The sequence below is a fragment of the Pseudarthrobacter sp. TRD_SC_9 genome (assembly GCF_055361265.1).
Genome location: NZ_CM143956.1, coordinates 297,258 through 312,578 on the forward strand (window position 1 = coordinate 297,258; position 15,321 = coordinate 312,578).

The following is a 15,321-nucleotide window of genomic DNA, read 5'->3' on the forward strand; positions in this document are numbered from 1 at the left end:
GAGCGCCCGTCCGGACCATGCGCGGTGATCAAGTTAGCACGCAGTCGGCGTCGCATGAGACGCAGGCCACATTCGCCAAAAACGCTCGTCGTTGGGATGGAACGACGCGGGGTGAGCAACAGCAGGGCTGATGCTCAAGTGACTTTGTTGCAAGTATCGCTGGCGTATGCTGGGAATTCGTTCCGGACTAAGCCTGTGACCTGGCCGGTTCCGGTACCGCACGGGCATCAACCATCTGCGCACCGCTGGCCACCCCCGAGAGTCCGCGCTTCCTGGTCAAGGGAACGGCCACGAATGCGGTAAACAGCACCAGCCCGGAGAGGGTATCGAGGACGGGCAGCGGGAGCACCGCGGCGAGGAACGCAAGCAGCGTGTAAAGACCTCCAGTGGCGCTTGCCCGGAGGAGCCGCCGGGCTGGTGTGCCCGCCTGCCACTCGGGCGTCAGCCACACCGCACGCTGGCCCAAGGATGCTCCGGGTGCAAAGAAAGCGGGCAGGTAGAACACCAGGAACCCGGGAACCAGGAGGGCGAGGACCTGCGTGGCTGGATCCTCTGGGGCGGGAAGCTCCATGCCCAAGACGATCAGCGCTATGCGGTACAGCACCACAAACGTGAATCCCAGCAGGCTGAGCGCAGCGTAATCGATCACCATACCCAGCCACCGCCGCCACACTGTGACCGGCCGGCTCTCGCGCCGGGTGACGAGGAGTTCTTTCCGCTGAGGCATGAACCAGAGCAGGAATGGTGCGAGCACTGCGCCAATCAACGCCCCGAGGGTGTTGGTCATGAGGTCGTCCACGTCGCCCACCCGGTAGGCGCAGTCGTAGAGGCCCCACAGCCCGGTGTACTGCGTCAGTTCGATCACCAAGGACGCAGCAGCGCCGGAGAGCACTGAAACCGGCATGCCCCATGACAGGAACCGCCGGGCAATGACACCCCAAGGAATAAACAAGATGACGTTGAACGCCACCTGCAAGGTGGCGTGGCTGGTCAGTGTGCCGGTGACACCCAGTCCCGCCGTTTCCCGCCGGATGTCCGCGACAAAGGCGAAAGGAACGCCTTGGAACACACTGCCGCCCGGCGGGCACAGCAATGAGGCCGGGTCAGGTAACGGGAGCAGGGTGTAGGCAACCAGCCCTACCCCGTAGATGCTGAGACCTGCGGCGCCGAGGAAACGAAGCAGGGTGAATCGGCCGTACATCCGGTACTGGATGGCAACGATCGGCACCATAAACGCCATGAAGAGCATCGCTCCGCCGATGACGCCTACGTACGCCGGCCAGACCCACTCGCCCACAGCTCCCCCCCAGACTATTGCCGCACTCCAAACAGGTTCATCCTAACGGGGACGAAACAGCGGCCGGCCTGCTGTTAGCGCTTCTTCCCGGCCCGCTTGGCCGCCGCGTTTACGGCCGACGTGACCGCAGGCGGACGGCCCTTGGTTCCAGATTCCGCTTCGGTTTCCGGCTCGGCGACGGTGCCGCGCCAGCGCGCAATGGCCTTCATGCCGTGATAGATCACCAGGGCGGCCGCGGAACCCAAGGCGATTCCAGTGAACGTCAGCTCTCCCATGGTCCACGTGTAGTCTGCGATGCCGATGATCAAGGCGACTGCCGCCGTCGTGAGGTTGATCGGGTTGGCGAAGTTGACCTTGTTCTGCACCCAGATCTTCACACCCAGGATGCCGATCATGCCGTACAGCATGGTGGCCGCGCCGCCCAGGACGCCGGCGGGAACGGTGGCAATCAGTTCACCGAACTTGGGCGAGAAGCTCAGCAGGATGGCGAAGACGCCCGCAACCCAGTAGGCCGCCGTCGAATAGACCTTTGTAGCGGCCATGACGCCGATATTTTCCGCGTACGTGGTGGTCCCGGAGCCGCCGCCGAAGCCTGCGAGTACGGTGGCGGCGCCGTCTGCCATCAGCGCGCGCCCGGAGACGTCGTCGAGGTTCTGACCGGTCATCGCCGCGACCGACTTCACATGTCCGATGTTCTCAGCCACCAGCACCAGCACCACCGGCACGAACAGGCCCACCACGCCAAGGTGGAATTCCGGCGTCTGAAAGTGCGGCAGCCCGATCCACGCGGCGGCATCCATCTTTTCGTAGCTGACTTCACCGCGCAGCATGGCCACGACGTAGCCCACCACCACGCCCACCAGGATGCTCAGCCGGCCCAGGATTCCCCGGAACAGGACGCTCACCAGGATGATCGTGGCCAGCGTGACCAAGGCGGTGACGGGGGCGGCGTCAAAATTGTTCTTTGCCGCCGGTGCCAGGTTGAGCCCGATCAGCGCCACGATGGCACCGGTAACGATCGGCGGCATCAGCCGGTTGATCCAGCCCGCGCCGAACTTATGGACCACCGCACCAATCAGGGCCAGCACGACGCCGGCAAGCACCACTCCGCCCAGCGCACCGGCAACGCCGTACTGCTGCTGGGACGCTGCGATGGGTGCGATGAACGCGAAGCTGGAACCGAGGTAGCTGGGCACCCGGCCGCGGGTGATCACCAGGAACAGCAGGGTGCCGATGCCGGAGAACAGCAGTGTGGTGGCTGGCGGCATGCCGGTGATGATAGGGACCAGGAACGTCGCGCCGAACATCGCGACCACGTGCTGCATGCCGACGCCGATGGTCAGCGGCCAGGAAAGGCGTTCATTGGGGGCCACCACGTGACCAGGCCGGATGGATTTGCCGTTGCCGTGCAGCTTCCAGTTGGTTCCGAGCATGCTCATGGGCGGAGGCCTTTCAAAAATGTGGGGGAGTGCAGCCGGAGGGCTTCAGGTTCGCTGCAACTTTACCGCCACAGGGCCTGATGCTGTGGCGTGTGGGGAAGCTCACTGCGCGGAAGGGAAGTGGCGGCGGTGATACCCAGTTGAAGCCGGGGACAGCGAATCATCCGGCCAGCCCGATATTTGGCCCCACGAAAGGGACCCTCAATGACCATTGCCCACGAAGAAGCCATCATCGATTCCGCCGCCGTAGACGCAATCTTTGCCCAGGCCCGCACCGCCAGCTCCTTCACTGGCGAGGTGACCGAGGACCAGGCCCGTGCCATCTACGAGCTCACCAAGTTCGGCCCCACCGCGTTCAACTCCCAGCCGCTGCGCATCACTTACGTGCGGTCTGAGGAAGCCCGGGCCAAGCTGGTTGACGCCATGATGTCCGGCAACAAGGCCAAGACCGCTGCCGCTCCACTGGTCGCCATCCTCAGTTACGACACCGCCTGGACCGAACAGTGGGACACCTTCCTCCCCGGCTACAACGCGCCCAAGGCCATGTACGACGCCGCCCCCGACTTTGCCGCCCAGACCGGCAACAACAACGCCCACCTGCAGGCCGGCTACTTCATCCTCGCCGTGCGCTCGCTGGGCTTTGCCGCCGGCCCCATGACCGGCGCGGACTTCTCCGCCATCGACGCAGCCTTCTTCCCGGAGGGCGAGCAGAAGAGCTTCCTCGTGGTCAACATCGGCCAGCCGGGCCCGGACGCCTTCGGTGAGGCCAAGCCCAAGTTCGCCTACGAGGACGTTGTGCGTACCGTCTGACTCTCGGTTTTCGTTGCGGATAATCCTCTGCGACGCGCAAATGCGCTGGCGCTCCCATAGATATACCGGGGCCCAGCGCATTCGTGTGTCGTCAGGTATTTTGCGCGTGTCCGCTACTTGCTAGGGAACTGGGGTGTTACCTAAAAGCCCGTTGAAGTACAGCACAGCAAATACAATCACGAAAAGAATCGTGATGATGGGTATGGCCCACGTCTTCCACAAATTCTTCACAACGGTCAGCCGATCACGCCGTCCACGAGGGCCTTGGCTTCCGCCTGCACCTGCTTGAGGTGCTCCTCGCCCTTGAAGGACTCGGCGTAGATCTTGTAGACGTCCTCTGTGCCGGAAGGCCGGGCCGCGAACCAGGCGTTCTCCGTCACCACCTTGAGTCCGCCGATCGCCGCGCCGTTGCCCGGTGCTTCCGTCAGTTTGGCCAGGATCGCCTCGCCCGCCAGCTCAGTGGCAGTGACATCCGACGCCGACAGCTTGCCGAGTGCCGACTTCTGCTCCCGCGTCGCGGCGGCGTCGATCCGGGCGTAGACGGGTGCGCCGAACTGGTCGGTGAGGCCCTTGTACAGCTGGGACGGCGACTTGCCGGTGACAGCGGTGATTTCCGAGGCCAGCAGGGCAAGCAGGATGCCGTCCTTGTCGGTGGTCCAGACGCTGCCGTCTTTCTTGTTGAAGGAGGCGCCAGCGGATTCCTCTCCGCCGAATGCGCCTTCGCCGGAGAGCAGCCCGGGGACGAACCACTTGAAACCGACAGGCACTTCAACGAGCTTGCGGCCCAGGCTTTCGGCCACGCGGTCGATCATCGAGGAGGAGACCAGGGTCTTGCCGACGACGGACGCCGGGTTCCAGCCGCTGCGGTTCCGGTAGAGGTAGTCGATGGCTACGGCCAGGTAGTGGTTCGGGTTCATCAGCCCGCCCACTCCATCAACAACGGGAGTGACGATGCCGTGGCGGTCCGCGTCGGCGTCGTTACCTGTGGCGATGTCGAACGCCGACTGTCCGTCCGGCGAAGCAGCCATCCGGTTGATCAGTGAGGCCATCGCTGACGGTGACGAGCAGTCCATACGGATTTTTTCGTCCCAGTCCAGGGTCATGAACGCCCACTGCGGATCCACAGCCGGGTTGACCACCGTCAGGTTGAGGTGGTGGCGCTCGCCAATCTCGCCCCAGTAATCCACAGCGGCGCCGCCCATGGGATCGGCACCGATCCGTACTCCGGCGTCGCGGATGGCATCCAGGTCTAGTACGGACGGCAGGTCATCCACATAGCCGCTGAGGAAATCGAACTTGCCGGTGCTGTCCGCGTTCAGGGCCTCGGCAACCGGAACCCGCTTCACACCGCGGAGGTCGTTTTCCAGGAGTTCGTTGGCGCGGTTGGCGATCCAGCCGGTGGCGTCAGAATCGGCGGGGCCACCGTGCGGCGGGTTGTACTTGAAGCCGCCGTCGCCGGGCGGGTTGTGGCTGGGTGTAACCACAATGCCGTCAGCCTGCGGGGCTCCTGCGGCTGCCTTGTTGTTGTAGCTGAGAATGGCGTGGCTCAGGGCCGGCGTGGGCGTGTAGCCGTGCCGGGCGTCGATGAGCACCTGGACGTTGTTGGCCGCGAGGACCTCCAGGGCGGAGTTCTGCGCGGGCTCGCTGAGCGCATGGGTGTCCTTGGCCAGGAACAGCGGCCCGGTGATGCCCTGCCCGGCCCGGTATTCCACAATCGCCTGGGTGATCGCGAGGATGTGCTTTTCGTTGAACGATGCCTTCAGGCTGGATCCGCGGTGCCCGGAGGTTCCGAAAACCACCCGCTGGCCGGGATCGGATAGGTCAGGGCTGACGTCATAGTACGCGTCAAGAAGAGCCGTGATGTCAACAAGGTCCTGGGGTTGGGCAACTGTGCCCGCTCGGCTAGCCATTGAACCAGCATGCCAGACCATACGCGGAGGAAAAACGATCGGCACCAATTCCCGCTCCTGTGACGTCATCCCCCTGCTTGTGCCTAAAACCCGAGCTGGGATGCCACCTGAAGCAGCAGCAACTCCGATCCCGCCGGTCCAACAAGCTGGATTCCCATCGGCAGCCCCATTCCGTGAGAGCCGCCGGTCCAGTACACCGGGAGTGTGATTGCCGGCAGGCCGCAGACGTTCACCATGGAGGACCATGGCGCGAATTCGCACTGCCTGCGGTAGTCGCCGTCGGCATCGTGGGGCCACTCAGCCGCCGGCCAGGGAGCGCTATTGTGCGTTGCCCCGGTGAACCAGCCCACCGGGCGCGGGGTCTGGGCCAGGGAAGGCATCAGCATCAAATCCCAGGCGTTGTACTGCGTGACGGTATCCCGCTCGAACTTCCGCAGGAACGCCAATGCTTCATTGAGCTTGGCGCTGCTGCGTTGCTGGGCACGGCGCCGGAAGGTCCGGGTCAGCGGGGTCAGCAGCGCCTCCCGGTGCGGGCTGATCCGGGCATTTCCGACGCCGGCAGTCCAGGCCGTGGTGAATGCAACCGGGTAGCGGTTGTCGTAGCGGATGCAGGTTTCGGTGACTGTGTGTCCGGCGTGCTCGAGCATTTCACTGCCCTTCCGGAGCGCGGCGAGCGCCTCCGGTCCGGTCTCGAAGGGGAACGAGCCGGCCCACGGACTGTCCAGGGTCACACCGATCCGCAGCGGTCCCGGTCCGTGGTCCACGGCGTCCAGGAAACTGCCGTTGCTGCCCGGCAGGGACGGCACCAGCGCATCCATCATCAAGGCGGCGTCCGCTGCACTCCTGGCCAGCGGACCGGCTACCACCAGGCGGGCCGGATCACCGGAACTCTCGCCGGTTGCCACCACGCCCCGGCCCGGCTTCAGGCCCACCAGCCCGCAGGCGGCAGCCGGGATGCGGATGGACCCGCCGCCGTCGGTCCCGGGCGCAAAAGGAAGGAGCCCCGCGGCCACGGCGGCAGCACTGCCTCCTGAGGAACCGCCGGAACTGCGGGCAGCGGAATAGGGATTGCGCGACGGCGGCGCAATCCGGTTTTCGCTGTAGGCCGTCAGTCCGAACTCCGGAACCTGGGTCTTGCCAAGGGAGACGGCGCCCGCGGCTTTCAGGGCTGCCGGCAGGGCGCCGTCGGCAGGAGCGGGTTTGTGCTCCAGCGCAGCGCTCCCGTGAGTGGTTACAACGCCTGCCACATCCGTCAGATCCTTGAACGCTACCGGCATTCCGTGCAGGAGCGGCAGGCCGTCCCTGCCGCTCCTGGCAAGCCGGGCATCCGCTGCCCTGGCATCCGCCATCGCCTGCTCCGCCGTAACGGTCACGAAGGCACCCAGCAAAGGATTCTGCTTGTCGATCCGGGTGAGGAAATGCGCTGTTGCCTCGCGGGCGGACAGCTCGCCGGTCCGAAGCGCGTCCCTTAGCCGTACGGCCGGCATGTCGTGGATTTCGGTCGGCGCGTCGGATAACTGCTCAGCGGGCAACGGTCCTCCTCGGGGTCTTGGGGAAGCTTAGCGGACTCCTGCCATGAGCTTCCGGATAGCCGGTGCGCCGGCCGCCAGGGCAGCGGCGAGCACCACGGCCGCGCCGCCAATGCCAAGGAAATACGGAAGTTCGTTGTCAGGGTTGTACAGGCCGGCCAGAATCCCGGCGAGCGTGGTGCCCAGGGAGACCGAGAGGAAGAACAAGGCCACCATCTGTGTGTGGAAGGCCTTGGGGGCAAGCTTCGTGCTCACCGACAGGCCGATGGGCGAAAGGAACAGTTCCGCGAGCGTAAAGAGGAAAAGGATTCCCACCAGCGCCGGCAGCGGCGTCTTTCCGGCCCCCGACAGTGGGATGAACGCCAGGAAGGCCAGGCCCATCACCAGCAGGCCCGCGGCGAACTTCACGGGTGAGCTGGGCTGCTTCTGGCCCAGCTTGGTCCACAGGGCTGCCATGACACCGGCGAAGATAATGATGAAGACCGGATTAATTGACTGCACCCATGCTGCTGGCATCTCCCAGCCGAAGAGGTTCCGGTCCAGCTTCTCCTCCGAGTACACGGCGATGAACGTGAACTGCTGCTGGAACAGCGCCCAGAAACCTGCTGAGGCGATGTAGAGGGGGATGAAGGCGAGCACCCGGCTCCGTTCCACTGCGGTTACTTCACGGCTGCGGAAGATCAGCGTGAAGTAGATGATCGAGGCGCCGATTGCCGCATAGGCCATGGTGCGGGCGAGGTTCTCCGCATGGACGATCCCCGTGACCAGAAGAAGCATGATTACGGCGATGATTCCCAGGAAAATCAGGCCGTAACGCTTGCGGTCTGCGGCCGGCAGGGGATTTGCTACGTGGTGTGCTTCGGCCGGCAGTCTTTTCCGGCCCAGTGAGTAGATGCCCAGGCCGATAGCCATGCCAACGGCCGCGGCGCCGAAGCCCCAGTGGAAGCCATTGCTTTCCTGCAGCCAGCCGGTCACCAGCGGTCCCGACAGGCCGCCAAGGTTGATGCCCATGTAGAAGATGGAGAAGCCAGCGTCACGGCGTTCATCCTTTTCGCCGTATAGCGTGCCCACCAATGAGGTGGCATTTGCTTTCAGGCCGCCGGAGCCGATGGCCACGAGGATCAGGCCCGCAGTCAGGCCGGGGATGCCGGACAGGAGGGCAAGAGCCACGTGGCCGGCCATGATCAGCATGGCTGAGCCGAACAGGACCCGTTCGGAACCGAACACCCTGTCAGCCAGCCAGGCTCCCAGGATTGTGGAGAGGTATACGCCGCCGCCGTATGCGCCTACAAGGGTCGCTGCGAGGGCCTTGTCAATCGACAATCCGCCCTGGTCGGCCGTGAAGTACATGTAGTAGAGGAGGATTCCCTGCATTCCGTAGAAGGAGAAGCGCTCCCACATTTCAACGGAGAACAGGCTGGCCAGCATCTTCGGGTGCCCGAAAAATGCGGTGTCGCCGTGGCTTTTGGCCGGGACGACGGTGTCTTGGGAAGTGGTCATTTACCCCATGCTGGCATCGAAAACCCGTTATTGTCACATTTTTGCCGTCCCTGGGCAACCATTTTCCGACGGCTGGACCGGGTCCATCAGAACTTTCTGGCTTGGCAACCTCGCGTCAGAAGCCCCAGCACCGCATTCTCGGCTGCTGCGGTGAGGGCTTCGACGGCAGGCTTCGGCTGTAGGCTGGAGAAAAGCATAATTTCCGAGGGGGAACCATGACCGAACAACCGAACCAGCGCCCGGAAGGGTCCGGCCCGGCGGATACCCCGCCATCCTATGAACCTCCGGCTTTCGTGCCGCCGCAGGGCTCCGAGGTTCCGCCACCCCCGCTGTATAACCAGGGCCAGTACGGCCAGGACCCCTACAAACCGAACCAGTTCAACCAGGGTTACAACCCAGGTCAAGCCGGGGCGCCGTACGGTCAGGAACAGTACGGTTCCACCCCCTATGGCCAGCCGGGCCAGTACGCCCAGCCGGGCCAGCCTGGCCAGTACGGTCCGCCCATGTACTACGGAGCGCAGCCACAGCCCAAGGGCCTGAGCATCGCCAGTCTGGTATGCGGCATCGTGGCCGTGGTCATCGGCATTATCATGCTTCCGCAGATTGCCGCCATCGTCACCGGTCACCTCGGGTTGAAGCGGGAACCAGCGGGCAAGGCACTGTCCGTCACCGGTCTGGTGCTGGGCTACCTGTGCCTGCTCGGTTACGGCTTTTTCTGGGTGCTGGCTATCGTTGGCATGACAATCGCCAGTTCCACATACAGCTACTGAAACCCCGGCTTTCCGGCGCCGGCACTGCCGACGCCAGGCTTTAAACAGGAACCCTGAGACCTGAGATTGAGGACTGCCATGAGCGATTTCGAGACCGTTAACGTCACCGGGCTGCCCGCCGATGCCACACTGCTGGATGTCCGCGAGGACTACGAATGGGTGGCCGGCCATGCTGAAGGCGCCCTGCACATCCCCTTGGACCGGCTGCCGGCCCGCCTCTCCGAGCTGGACCCGGACCAGGACCTGTACGTCATCTGCCGCACGGGAGGGCGCTCGTTCCGGGCCGCCCAATGGCTCGTTGGGCAGGGCTACTCCGCGGTGAATGTTGCCGGCGGCATGGACCACTGGCTGGAAGCGGGCAAGCCGCTGGTCTCGGATAACGGCCTCAAGCCGATTGTCCTTTAGGCCTGCCCCTAGCCTTCGCCGCCCCGTTCGCGCCACGCCCGGCCGGGGTACTTCCTTGGTCGTCAAACAATGCGTATGCTTACTTGATCCAAAGGGCGAAGGGCCCCAGTGAAGGGAGTGCGTCATGCCAGAGATGAGCATTGACAACAACGACGGCCAGGGAATCATCGTGAATCCCAAGCCGACGGCAGACAACCAGGACTGGGACGGGGACGAAGCCGACCGCGCCGACCGCCTTCGCTTCGAAGAGGAACAGGCCATGATCCGGGAACAGTCCGAGGCCCGCGCCGCCGCCAAGGCTGCTGCCGAGGAAGCTGCCAAGAAGGCGAGCTAGGATTCCCGGAGGCCTGGTGATTCCGCCCCTGCCATCAGCGCCGGGCCCACCACAGTGGGCTTCACCCTGATCAGCAATGACAGCGGATCGATAGTTACGGTGACCTTTGTGGCCTCGCCATGGGGGTCACCGTCGAGTTGGGTGGGCATCGGCTCGGCACACTTGATGACGATCTTGCTGGAGCGGTAAACAGTCATGAACGGCAGCGTTCCGCCGTGCTTGAAGACGATCTTGAAGTACATGATGAGCCAGCCGGCGAAGCTGCGCGGACTCATCACCACAACGTCCAACACGCCGTCATCAATCATTGCCTGCGGAATGAAGTCAATACCGCCGGGGATCAGGCCGCAGTTGGCGAAGAGCACCGAGCGGATCTTCCGCACCTGCTCAGGGCCGTCGTCCAGTGTGATCGAAACCCTTTTCCGCCGGCCCGGCAGGTGGCGCACTCCTGCTTCTGTGTACGCGAGCCAGCCCACGGCCTTCTTCAGTTGCGCGTTGGTATCGCCCACCACCTCGGCATCCATCCCTATCCCGGCGATCACCAGGAAGCCGTGCTCCGAAGACGTGCCGGTCCAAGCGTTTTCGATCTTTATCCGCGCGGTGTCAATAAAGCGCTGCTGGCCATGCAGGGCGGTCTGCACATTGGTGTGGAGGTCGTTCAGGTCCACGCCCACATTCCGGGCCAGCAGGTTGCCCGTGCCCAGTGGAATCAGGCCCATGGCCACTTGGGTGCCTGCGAGTGCCTCAGCCACGGCGCGGACGGTGCCGTCCCCGCCGCCCACCAGTATGACGTCGGCCCCTTGCGCCAGTGCCTTACGCGCCTGTGCATATCCCGGCTCCTGAGCCGTGGTTTCGTAAATGTGCGGCTCCGCCCACCCGGCGGACAGGCAGGCCCGCTGGATCAGTGTTTTTGCCTCGGACGAGCGGTGTTTGACCGGGTTGAGGATGAGGGCCACGCGTTGCTGGCCGGGAGCCATCCCCTGCGGATCGTCCTGCACGGCACTGCGGGTGTGGCGGGCCTTGAGCCGGCGCACGCCCCACCAACTGGAGACGATGAACACCACGCCCCCAGCGATCAGAAAGATTATGATCCAGTCGCCCATGGTGGTTCAACACTAACCCGCGTACGGCACGCGGCTGCCCTGCGCAGGTGGCGGGCAGTCGGCCGGTGCCGCATTCGATACCCTTATCTGGTGATCGACGTAAAAGAACTCAGCGAAAACCCGGACAAGTTCCGTGCCAGCCAGCGCGCCCGCGGCGCCGACGAATCCGTGGTGGACGCGATCATTTCCGCCGATGCCGGCCGCCGTGCCGCACTGATCCGCTACGAGAACCTTCGTGCCGAGCAGAACCTCTTCGGCAAGAAGGTGGCGCAGGCAAAGGGCGAAGAGAAGCAGGCGCTGCTGGCTGAGGTCCGCGAGCTGGCCAACGCGGTGAAGGCTGCCTCCGCCGAGGCCGATGCCGCCCAGGCCACCCAGGAGGAACTCCTGCGCGTGATCCCCAACCTCGTCGAGGACGGCGTTCCCGAGGGCGGCGAGGACGACTACGTGGTGGTCAAGACTGTTGGCACACCCCGCGAGTTCACCGACTTCGAACCGCGCGATCACCTGGAAATTGGTGAGCTTATTGGCGCGATCGACATGGAGCGCGGCGCCAAGGTATCCGGTTCCAGGTTCTACTTCCTTCGCGGTGTAGGTGCCCGGCTGGAAATGGCGCTGCTGCAGATGGCCATGGAGCAGGCAATCGACGCCGGTTTCGTCCCCATGATCACACCTACCTTGGTACGTCCGGAGACCATGCAGGGCACGGGCTTTGACGTGAAGCACGACGCCGAGATCTACCGGCTGGCGGAAGACGACCTGTACCTGGTGGGTACCTCGGAGGTGGCCCTGGCCGGCTACCACGCCGACGAGATCCTGGACCTGTCTGCCGGCCCCGTCCGTTACGCCGGCCAGAGCTCCTGCTACCGCCGCGAAGCCGGCTCGCACGGCAAGGACACGCGCGGCATCATCCGCGTCCACCAGTTCAACAAGGTGGAAATGTTCATCTACACCACGGTTGAGGAAGCAGCGGCGGAGCACGCCCGCCTCCTGGCCTGGGAAGAGGAAATGCTGGCCAAGTGTGAACTGCCCTACCGCGTGATCGACACCGCCGCCGGTGACCTGGGCATGTCCGCCGCCCGTAAGTTCGATTGCGAGGCCTGGGTTCCCACGCAGGGCGCCTACCGTGAACTGACCTCCACCTCCAACTGCACCACGTTCCAGTCCCGCCGCCTGAACATCCGAGAGCGCACGGTTAATGCCGAAGGTGTCACCAAGGGCACCCGTCCCGTGGCCACCCTTAATGGAACGCTGGCCACCACGCGGTGGATCGTGGCTATCCTCGAGCACCACCAGAACCCCGACGGTTCGGTCAACGTGCCCATGGCCCTTAGGAAGTACCTGGGCGGGCTCGAGGTATTGCCGGTCCTGTAGCCGCTACTTTGGGTGAAACCATTTATCCCCCGCTAGTGGAGGATTCCCTGCCGCGTACGCCGGTGAATTCTCCACTAGCGGGGGATTTTCCTTGACCGGGACTCCACCCGCAGCCCGGCGCCCTCGAGTTTCCGCGTGAGCATCCGGGGGTTGGAGGCGGTTTCCCAATCCCAGCGCACCACGGAAAAACCCATGGCACGCAGGCGGTCCTCGCGCTTTTTCTCGGCGAGCACGGCTTCCTTGGCCGTTTGGCTGCCCAGGTATTCCGGGCGCAGGTACTTGGCATCGCCGTCGAACTCCCCGACGATGCGCTGCGCCCGCCAGAAGAAGTCCGTCCGCGCCACAAAGCCGGCAGCATCGTGGAACTCGGCCTGCAGCTCCGGCGCCGGGAATCCCAGCAGGTGCATGTTCGCCCGGCTCAGGGATTCGCCGGCGGAACCGGACATGGGGTTGGCGAACTCAAGAACGCCCGATACCCAGCGCCGCCTGGCCGCGGAGGGCAGGTACGCGGCCGTAGCAGCCAGCTCGTCACGCGTCACGGCGAGTCCCTTGAAGCGCTCCGGGCTGATGGCGTGATCGGCTGTGACCACGGCTTGGGCGAACGGCGACCGTGCCAGCACATCGATAATGGTCTCCGGCAGTGGCGTGACCGGCAGGCCTCGGCGGAGGATGGCCCGGGGATGGCAATGATGCCGGAAGACGCCGTAACCGCGTATCCGTTCCAACCCGGAAGTGCCGGCGTTGCGTTGGAAGGCGGAGCCGGTGGTGGGCGGCTTCCGCCCCGCGTGCGACGCCGTTGCCCCCGCCAGATGGATATGACCCGGGACTCCCACCAGGTTCAGGCCCCAGATGAGCGCCGCGGTTTCGTAGCAGAACAGGCTTCCCGGCAGCTCCAGGGAAACTCCGACGGCGGTACGCGCGTAGCGCTCCCAGGGTTCCAGCGCGATCCACTTGGCTTTGTCGAAGTAAATTCCCCGGCGCACGCGGACCAGTTCGCCCCGTTCGTAGCGAAGGCTCAGCGTCCGGGTGTCGCCCCGTGAACGCCGCAGTTCGGCCGCCACAATAAATCCGTCCGTTTCAAACATGGCTCCATAATGTGGCGGAGAGGGGAAGCGGGGAACCGGGCAAACGCGCCATGTGGACAACTCGGGAAAATCACCGCCTTCTGGTGGAATCCCCGCCGCATACGCCGGTGAATCCTCCACTAGCGGGGGATTCGGTAAACATTCACGCTGTGGGAAGCCTGTGGGTATTTACCCGGAGTTCATGGCGGCAGTGGCCTACGTCCTAGGCTCCGGGCAGGGGTTTCTGGTCTACTGGAGGCATGACTATTTTGACTGAATCCTCAGTCGCTGGCACCGAAGACCAGCGAAACACAGAAATCCGAACCGAGCGCAAAGCCGCCTTGAATGGCAAGAGCGCCCCGCGGCTTATGGTGGCCCTGGATGTTGACGGGACCCTGGTGGACCACGACGGCCACATGTCACCCGCCGTCCGCGAATCCGCGCAAGCCGTTGTTGCCGCCGGCCACGAGGTAATGATCGCCACCGGCCGTTCACTTAATGCCGCACTGCCCATCATCGAGCAGATCGGCATTGACCGCGGGTACGCCGTCTGCTGCAACGGCGGCGTGACACTCCGGCTGGATCCTGAGCTGGAAGCCGGCTACGAGGTCATCCACAAGGCAACTTTTGATCCCGCTCCAGCCTTGCGTGCCCTGCGGAAGAAGCTGCCCACGGCCAAGTATGCACTGGAGGACGAGGATGGCAACTTCCTGGCCACCGAACGCTTCGAAGATGCCAGTTTTGGCGTGGAAGCAATCGGTGTGGACTTCCAGACCATGCTGAAATCCACTGCCGTCCGTGTGGTGGTTTTCAGCAGCCAGAACACGTCCGAAGAATTCCAGGAAGCTATCGCGCAGGTGGGCCTGGCAGGGGTGACGTACTCCGTCGGCTGGACGGCGTGGCTGGACATCGCCGCGGCGGGAGTCACCAAGGCAAGCGCCCTGGAATCCCTCCGGGTCCGGCTGGACATCGATGCCGGGAACACCGTGGCTATCGGCGATGGCCGTAACGATATCGAGATGCTCAGCTGGGCTGGCCGCGGAGTGGCCATGGGCCAGGCGCCGGAAGAAGTCCTGGCTGCCGCGGATGAAGTGACCAAGTCAGTGTTAGACGACGGTGCAGCAGCCGTACTGCGTAGCCTCGTCTAAGCACTGCGCCAGTCAGCCCGGGAGACAAACAGGCCCGGTTAGCGGACCTCGAGGATCAGCGCCAGCAATCGCGCAGCGGCTGGCCGGGCGGCGTGTTCTTCATTCCACTGTGAGCGGGCCACGGCCTTACTGACTGCCTGGGTGCTGATTCCCAGCGCCTGTGCCACGGCCTTCTGTTGCCCGCGCACACCGGGGGTGAGCAGGTCCAGCACCCGCCACTCGGCCTGGCTGCGGTCGCGCACAATGTGGCCCAGGAGCCGCAGCACGGCTTCGGCTTCGGTGGTCAGTTCGGGCAGGGGCCCGTCAACGGCGACGGGAACCCGGTCTTTGCCCTGCCGAAGCCGGTCCACTGCCCTGCGGGCGTAGATCAGGCCATGCCCGGAGGCGTCCTTGATCTGGTTGGGCAGCGGCTCATTAAGGGGGCCCACGCCGATCCCCACATACCATTCGCCGGCCCGCAGGGCAATCAGTGCAGCCTCGACTGTCTGGTGCGGGCAGTCCAGAACCCCCTGGACCTCGTCTTCGATGGAGCGGTCAAAGTCCAGGCGTGCAGGGATATGCCGAAGTTCCTTCAGCAGCTTGGGAACCAGGTCGCCATCGCGCCGGCTGTCCGTCTGGTTAATTGTCAACGTGAACATTGT

14 protein-coding genes are annotated in these 15,321 nt (G+C 64.4%); 6 read left to right on the top strand and 8 right to left on the bottom strand.

The window, feature by feature from the left end; all coding sequences use genetic code 11:
- Nucleotides 1–187: 187 nt before the first annotated feature.
- Both ACWA13_RS01370 and ACWA13_RS01375 read right to left on the bottom strand, forming a co-directional pair.
- Nucleotides 188–1,297: a VanZ family protein gene (locus ACWA13_RS01370; RefSeq protein ID WP_463936265.1), complete on the bottom strand. Its 1,110-nt coding sequence runs from the start codon at nucleotides 1,295–1,297 to the stop codon at nucleotides 188–190.
- 74 nt (nucleotides 1,298–1,371) lie between these two features.
- Nucleotides 1,372–2,736: a uracil-xanthine permease family protein gene (locus ACWA13_RS01375; protein ID WP_463936267.1), complete on the bottom strand. Its 1,365-nt coding sequence runs from the start codon at nucleotides 2,734–2,736 to the stop codon at nucleotides 1,372–1,374.
- Nucleotides 2,737–2,940: 204 nt separating this feature from the next.
- Between ACWA13_RS01375 and ACWA13_RS01380 the strand changes: the two genes are divergently transcribed.
- The gene (locus ACWA13_RS01380; protein WP_463936269.1) at nucleotides 2,941–3,546 is read left to right on the top strand and encodes a malonic semialdehyde reductase; all 606 of its coding nucleotides are present in this window, start codon (nucleotides 2,941–2,943) and stop codon (nucleotides 3,544–3,546) included.
- A gap of 236 nt (nucleotides 3,547–3,782) precedes the next feature.
- Here ACWA13_RS01380 and pgm read toward each other — a convergent pair whose 3' ends face one another.
- The 3 genes from pgm to ACWA13_RS01395 all read right to left on the bottom strand — a co-directional run bounded on the left by pgm (nucleotide 3,783) and on the right by ACWA13_RS01395 (nucleotide 8,485).
- Complete coding sequence (gene pgm, locus ACWA13_RS01385) at nucleotides 3,783–5,456, bottom strand: phosphoglucomutase (alpha-D-glucose-1,6-bisphosphate-dependent) (protein ID WP_463936271.1); 1,674 nt, start codon at nucleotides 5,454–5,456, stop codon at nucleotides 3,783–3,785.
- A gap of 83 nt (nucleotides 5,457–5,539) precedes the next feature.
- A complete protein-coding gene (locus ACWA13_RS01390) occupies nucleotides 5,540–6,943 on the bottom strand; it encodes an amidase (protein WP_463937986.1) in 1,404 nt (467 codons plus the stop codon).
- 72 nt (nucleotides 6,944–7,015) lie between these two features.
- Entirely contained in the window at nucleotides 7,016–8,485 is a 1,470-nt protein-coding gene (locus ACWA13_RS01395) for a peptide MFS transporter (RefSeq protein ID WP_463936273.1), read from the bottom strand.
- A gap of 215 nt (nucleotides 8,486–8,700) precedes the next feature.
- Between ACWA13_RS01395 and ACWA13_RS01400 the strand changes: the two genes are divergently transcribed.
- From ACWA13_RS01400 to ACWA13_RS01410, 3 genes are all read left to right on the top strand, one after another.
- Nucleotides 8,701–9,255 (top strand): DUF4190 domain-containing protein, encoded by a 555-nt coding sequence (locus ACWA13_RS01400; protein ID WP_463936275.1) that lies wholly within the window; start codon nucleotides 8,701–8,703, stop codon nucleotides 9,253–9,255.
- Nucleotides 9,256–9,333: 78 nt separating this feature from the next.
- The gene (locus tag ACWA13_RS01405; protein ID WP_463936277.1) at nucleotides 9,334–9,660 is read left to right on the top strand and encodes a rhodanese-like domain-containing protein; all 327 of its coding nucleotides are present in this window, start codon (nucleotides 9,334–9,336) and stop codon (nucleotides 9,658–9,660) included.
- Nucleotides 9,661–9,793: 133 nt separating this feature from the next.
- On the top strand, nucleotides 9,794–9,994 hold the full coding sequence (locus tag ACWA13_RS01410; RefSeq protein WP_463937987.1) for a hypothetical protein: 201 nt from the start codon (nucleotides 9,794–9,796) through the stop codon (nucleotides 9,992–9,994).
- Here ACWA13_RS01410 and ACWA13_RS01415 read toward each other — a convergent pair.
- On the bottom strand, nucleotides 9,991–11,097 hold the full coding sequence (locus ACWA13_RS01415) for a diacylglycerol/lipid kinase family protein (protein ID WP_463936278.1): 1,107 nt from the start codon (nucleotides 11,095–11,097) through the stop codon (nucleotides 9,991–9,993). The genes ACWA13_RS01410 and ACWA13_RS01415 overlap by 4 nt on opposite strands.
- Before the next feature lie 90 nt (nucleotides 11,098–11,187).
- Here ACWA13_RS01415 and serS point away from each other — a divergent pair, with 90 nt between their 5' ends.
- The gene (serS, locus tag ACWA13_RS01420) at nucleotides 11,188–12,468 is read left to right on the top strand and encodes a serine--tRNA ligase (protein ID WP_463936280.1); all 1,281 of its coding nucleotides are present in this window, start codon (nucleotides 11,188–11,190) and stop codon (nucleotides 12,466–12,468) included.
- Between the two features lie 74 nt (nucleotides 12,469–12,542).
- Here the strand turns inward: serS and ACWA13_RS01425 are convergent, their stop codons facing one another.
- Nucleotides 12,543–13,553, bottom strand: a complete 1,011-nt coding sequence (locus tag ACWA13_RS01425; protein WP_463936281.1) for a hypothetical protein — start codon at nucleotides 13,551–13,553, stop codon at nucleotides 12,543–12,545.
- Between the two features lie 239 nt (nucleotides 13,554–13,792).
- On the opposite strand from ACWA13_RS01425, the gene ACWA13_RS01430 reads away from it, so the two are divergent.
- Nucleotides 13,793–14,680: an HAD family hydrolase gene (locus ACWA13_RS01430; RefSeq protein WP_463936283.1), complete on the top strand. Its 888-nt coding sequence runs from the start codon at nucleotides 13,793–13,795 to the stop codon at nucleotides 14,678–14,680.
- A 38-nt stretch (nucleotides 14,681–14,718) separates the two neighbouring features.
- Here the strand turns inward: ACWA13_RS01430 and ACWA13_RS01435 are convergent, their stop codons facing one another.
- A complete protein-coding gene (locus ACWA13_RS01435) occupies nucleotides 14,719–15,318 on the bottom strand; it encodes a hypothetical protein (RefSeq protein ID WP_463936285.1) in 600 nt (199 codons plus the stop codon).
- Nucleotides 15,319–15,321 lie beyond the last annotated feature (3 nt).

Coding starts and splice junctions, on each gene's coding strand:
- ACWA13_RS01375 (WP_463936267.1), bottom strand. CDS start 2,736: ATGAGCATGCTCGGAACCAACTGGAAGCTGCACGGCAACGGCAAATCC.
- ACWA13_RS01380 (WP_463936269.1), top strand. CDS start 2,941: ATGACCATTGCCCACGAAGAAGCCATCATCGATTCCGCCGCCGTAGAC.
- pgm (WP_463936271.1), bottom strand. CDS start 5,456: ATGGCTAGCCGAGCGGGCACAGTTGCCCAACCCCAGGACCTTGTTGAC.
- ACWA13_RS01390 (WP_463937986.1), bottom strand. CDS start 6,943: ATGCCGGCCGTACGGCTAAGGGACGCGCTTCGGACCGGCGAGCTGTCC.
- ACWA13_RS01395 (WP_463936273.1), bottom strand. CDS start 8,485: ATGACCACTTCCCAAGACACCGTCGTCCCGGCCAAAAGCCACGGCGAC.
- ACWA13_RS01400 (WP_463936275.1), top strand. CDS start 8,701: ATGACCGAACAACCGAACCAGCGCCCGGAAGGGTCCGGCCCGGCGGAT.
- ACWA13_RS01405 (WP_463936277.1), top strand. CDS start 9,334: ATGAGCGATTTCGAGACCGTTAACGTCACCGGGCTGCCCGCCGATGCC.
- ACWA13_RS01410 (WP_463937987.1), top strand. CDS start 9,794: ATGAGCATTGACAACAACGACGGCCAGGGAATCATCGTGAATCCCAAG.
- ACWA13_RS01415 (WP_463936278.1), bottom strand. CDS start 11,097: ATGGGCGACTGGATCATAATCTTTCTGATCGCTGGGGGCGTGGTGTTC.
- ACWA13_RS01425 (WP_463936281.1), bottom strand. CDS start 13,553: ATGTTTGAAACGGACGGATTTATTGTGGCGGCCGAACTGCGGCGTTCA.
- ACWA13_RS01430 (WP_463936283.1), top strand. CDS start 13,793: ATGACTATTTTGACTGAATCCTCAGTCGCTGGCACCGAAGACCAGCGA.
- ACWA13_RS01435 (WP_463936285.1), bottom strand. CDS start 15,318: ATGTTCACGTTGACAATTAACCAGACGGACAGCCGGCGCGATGGCGAC.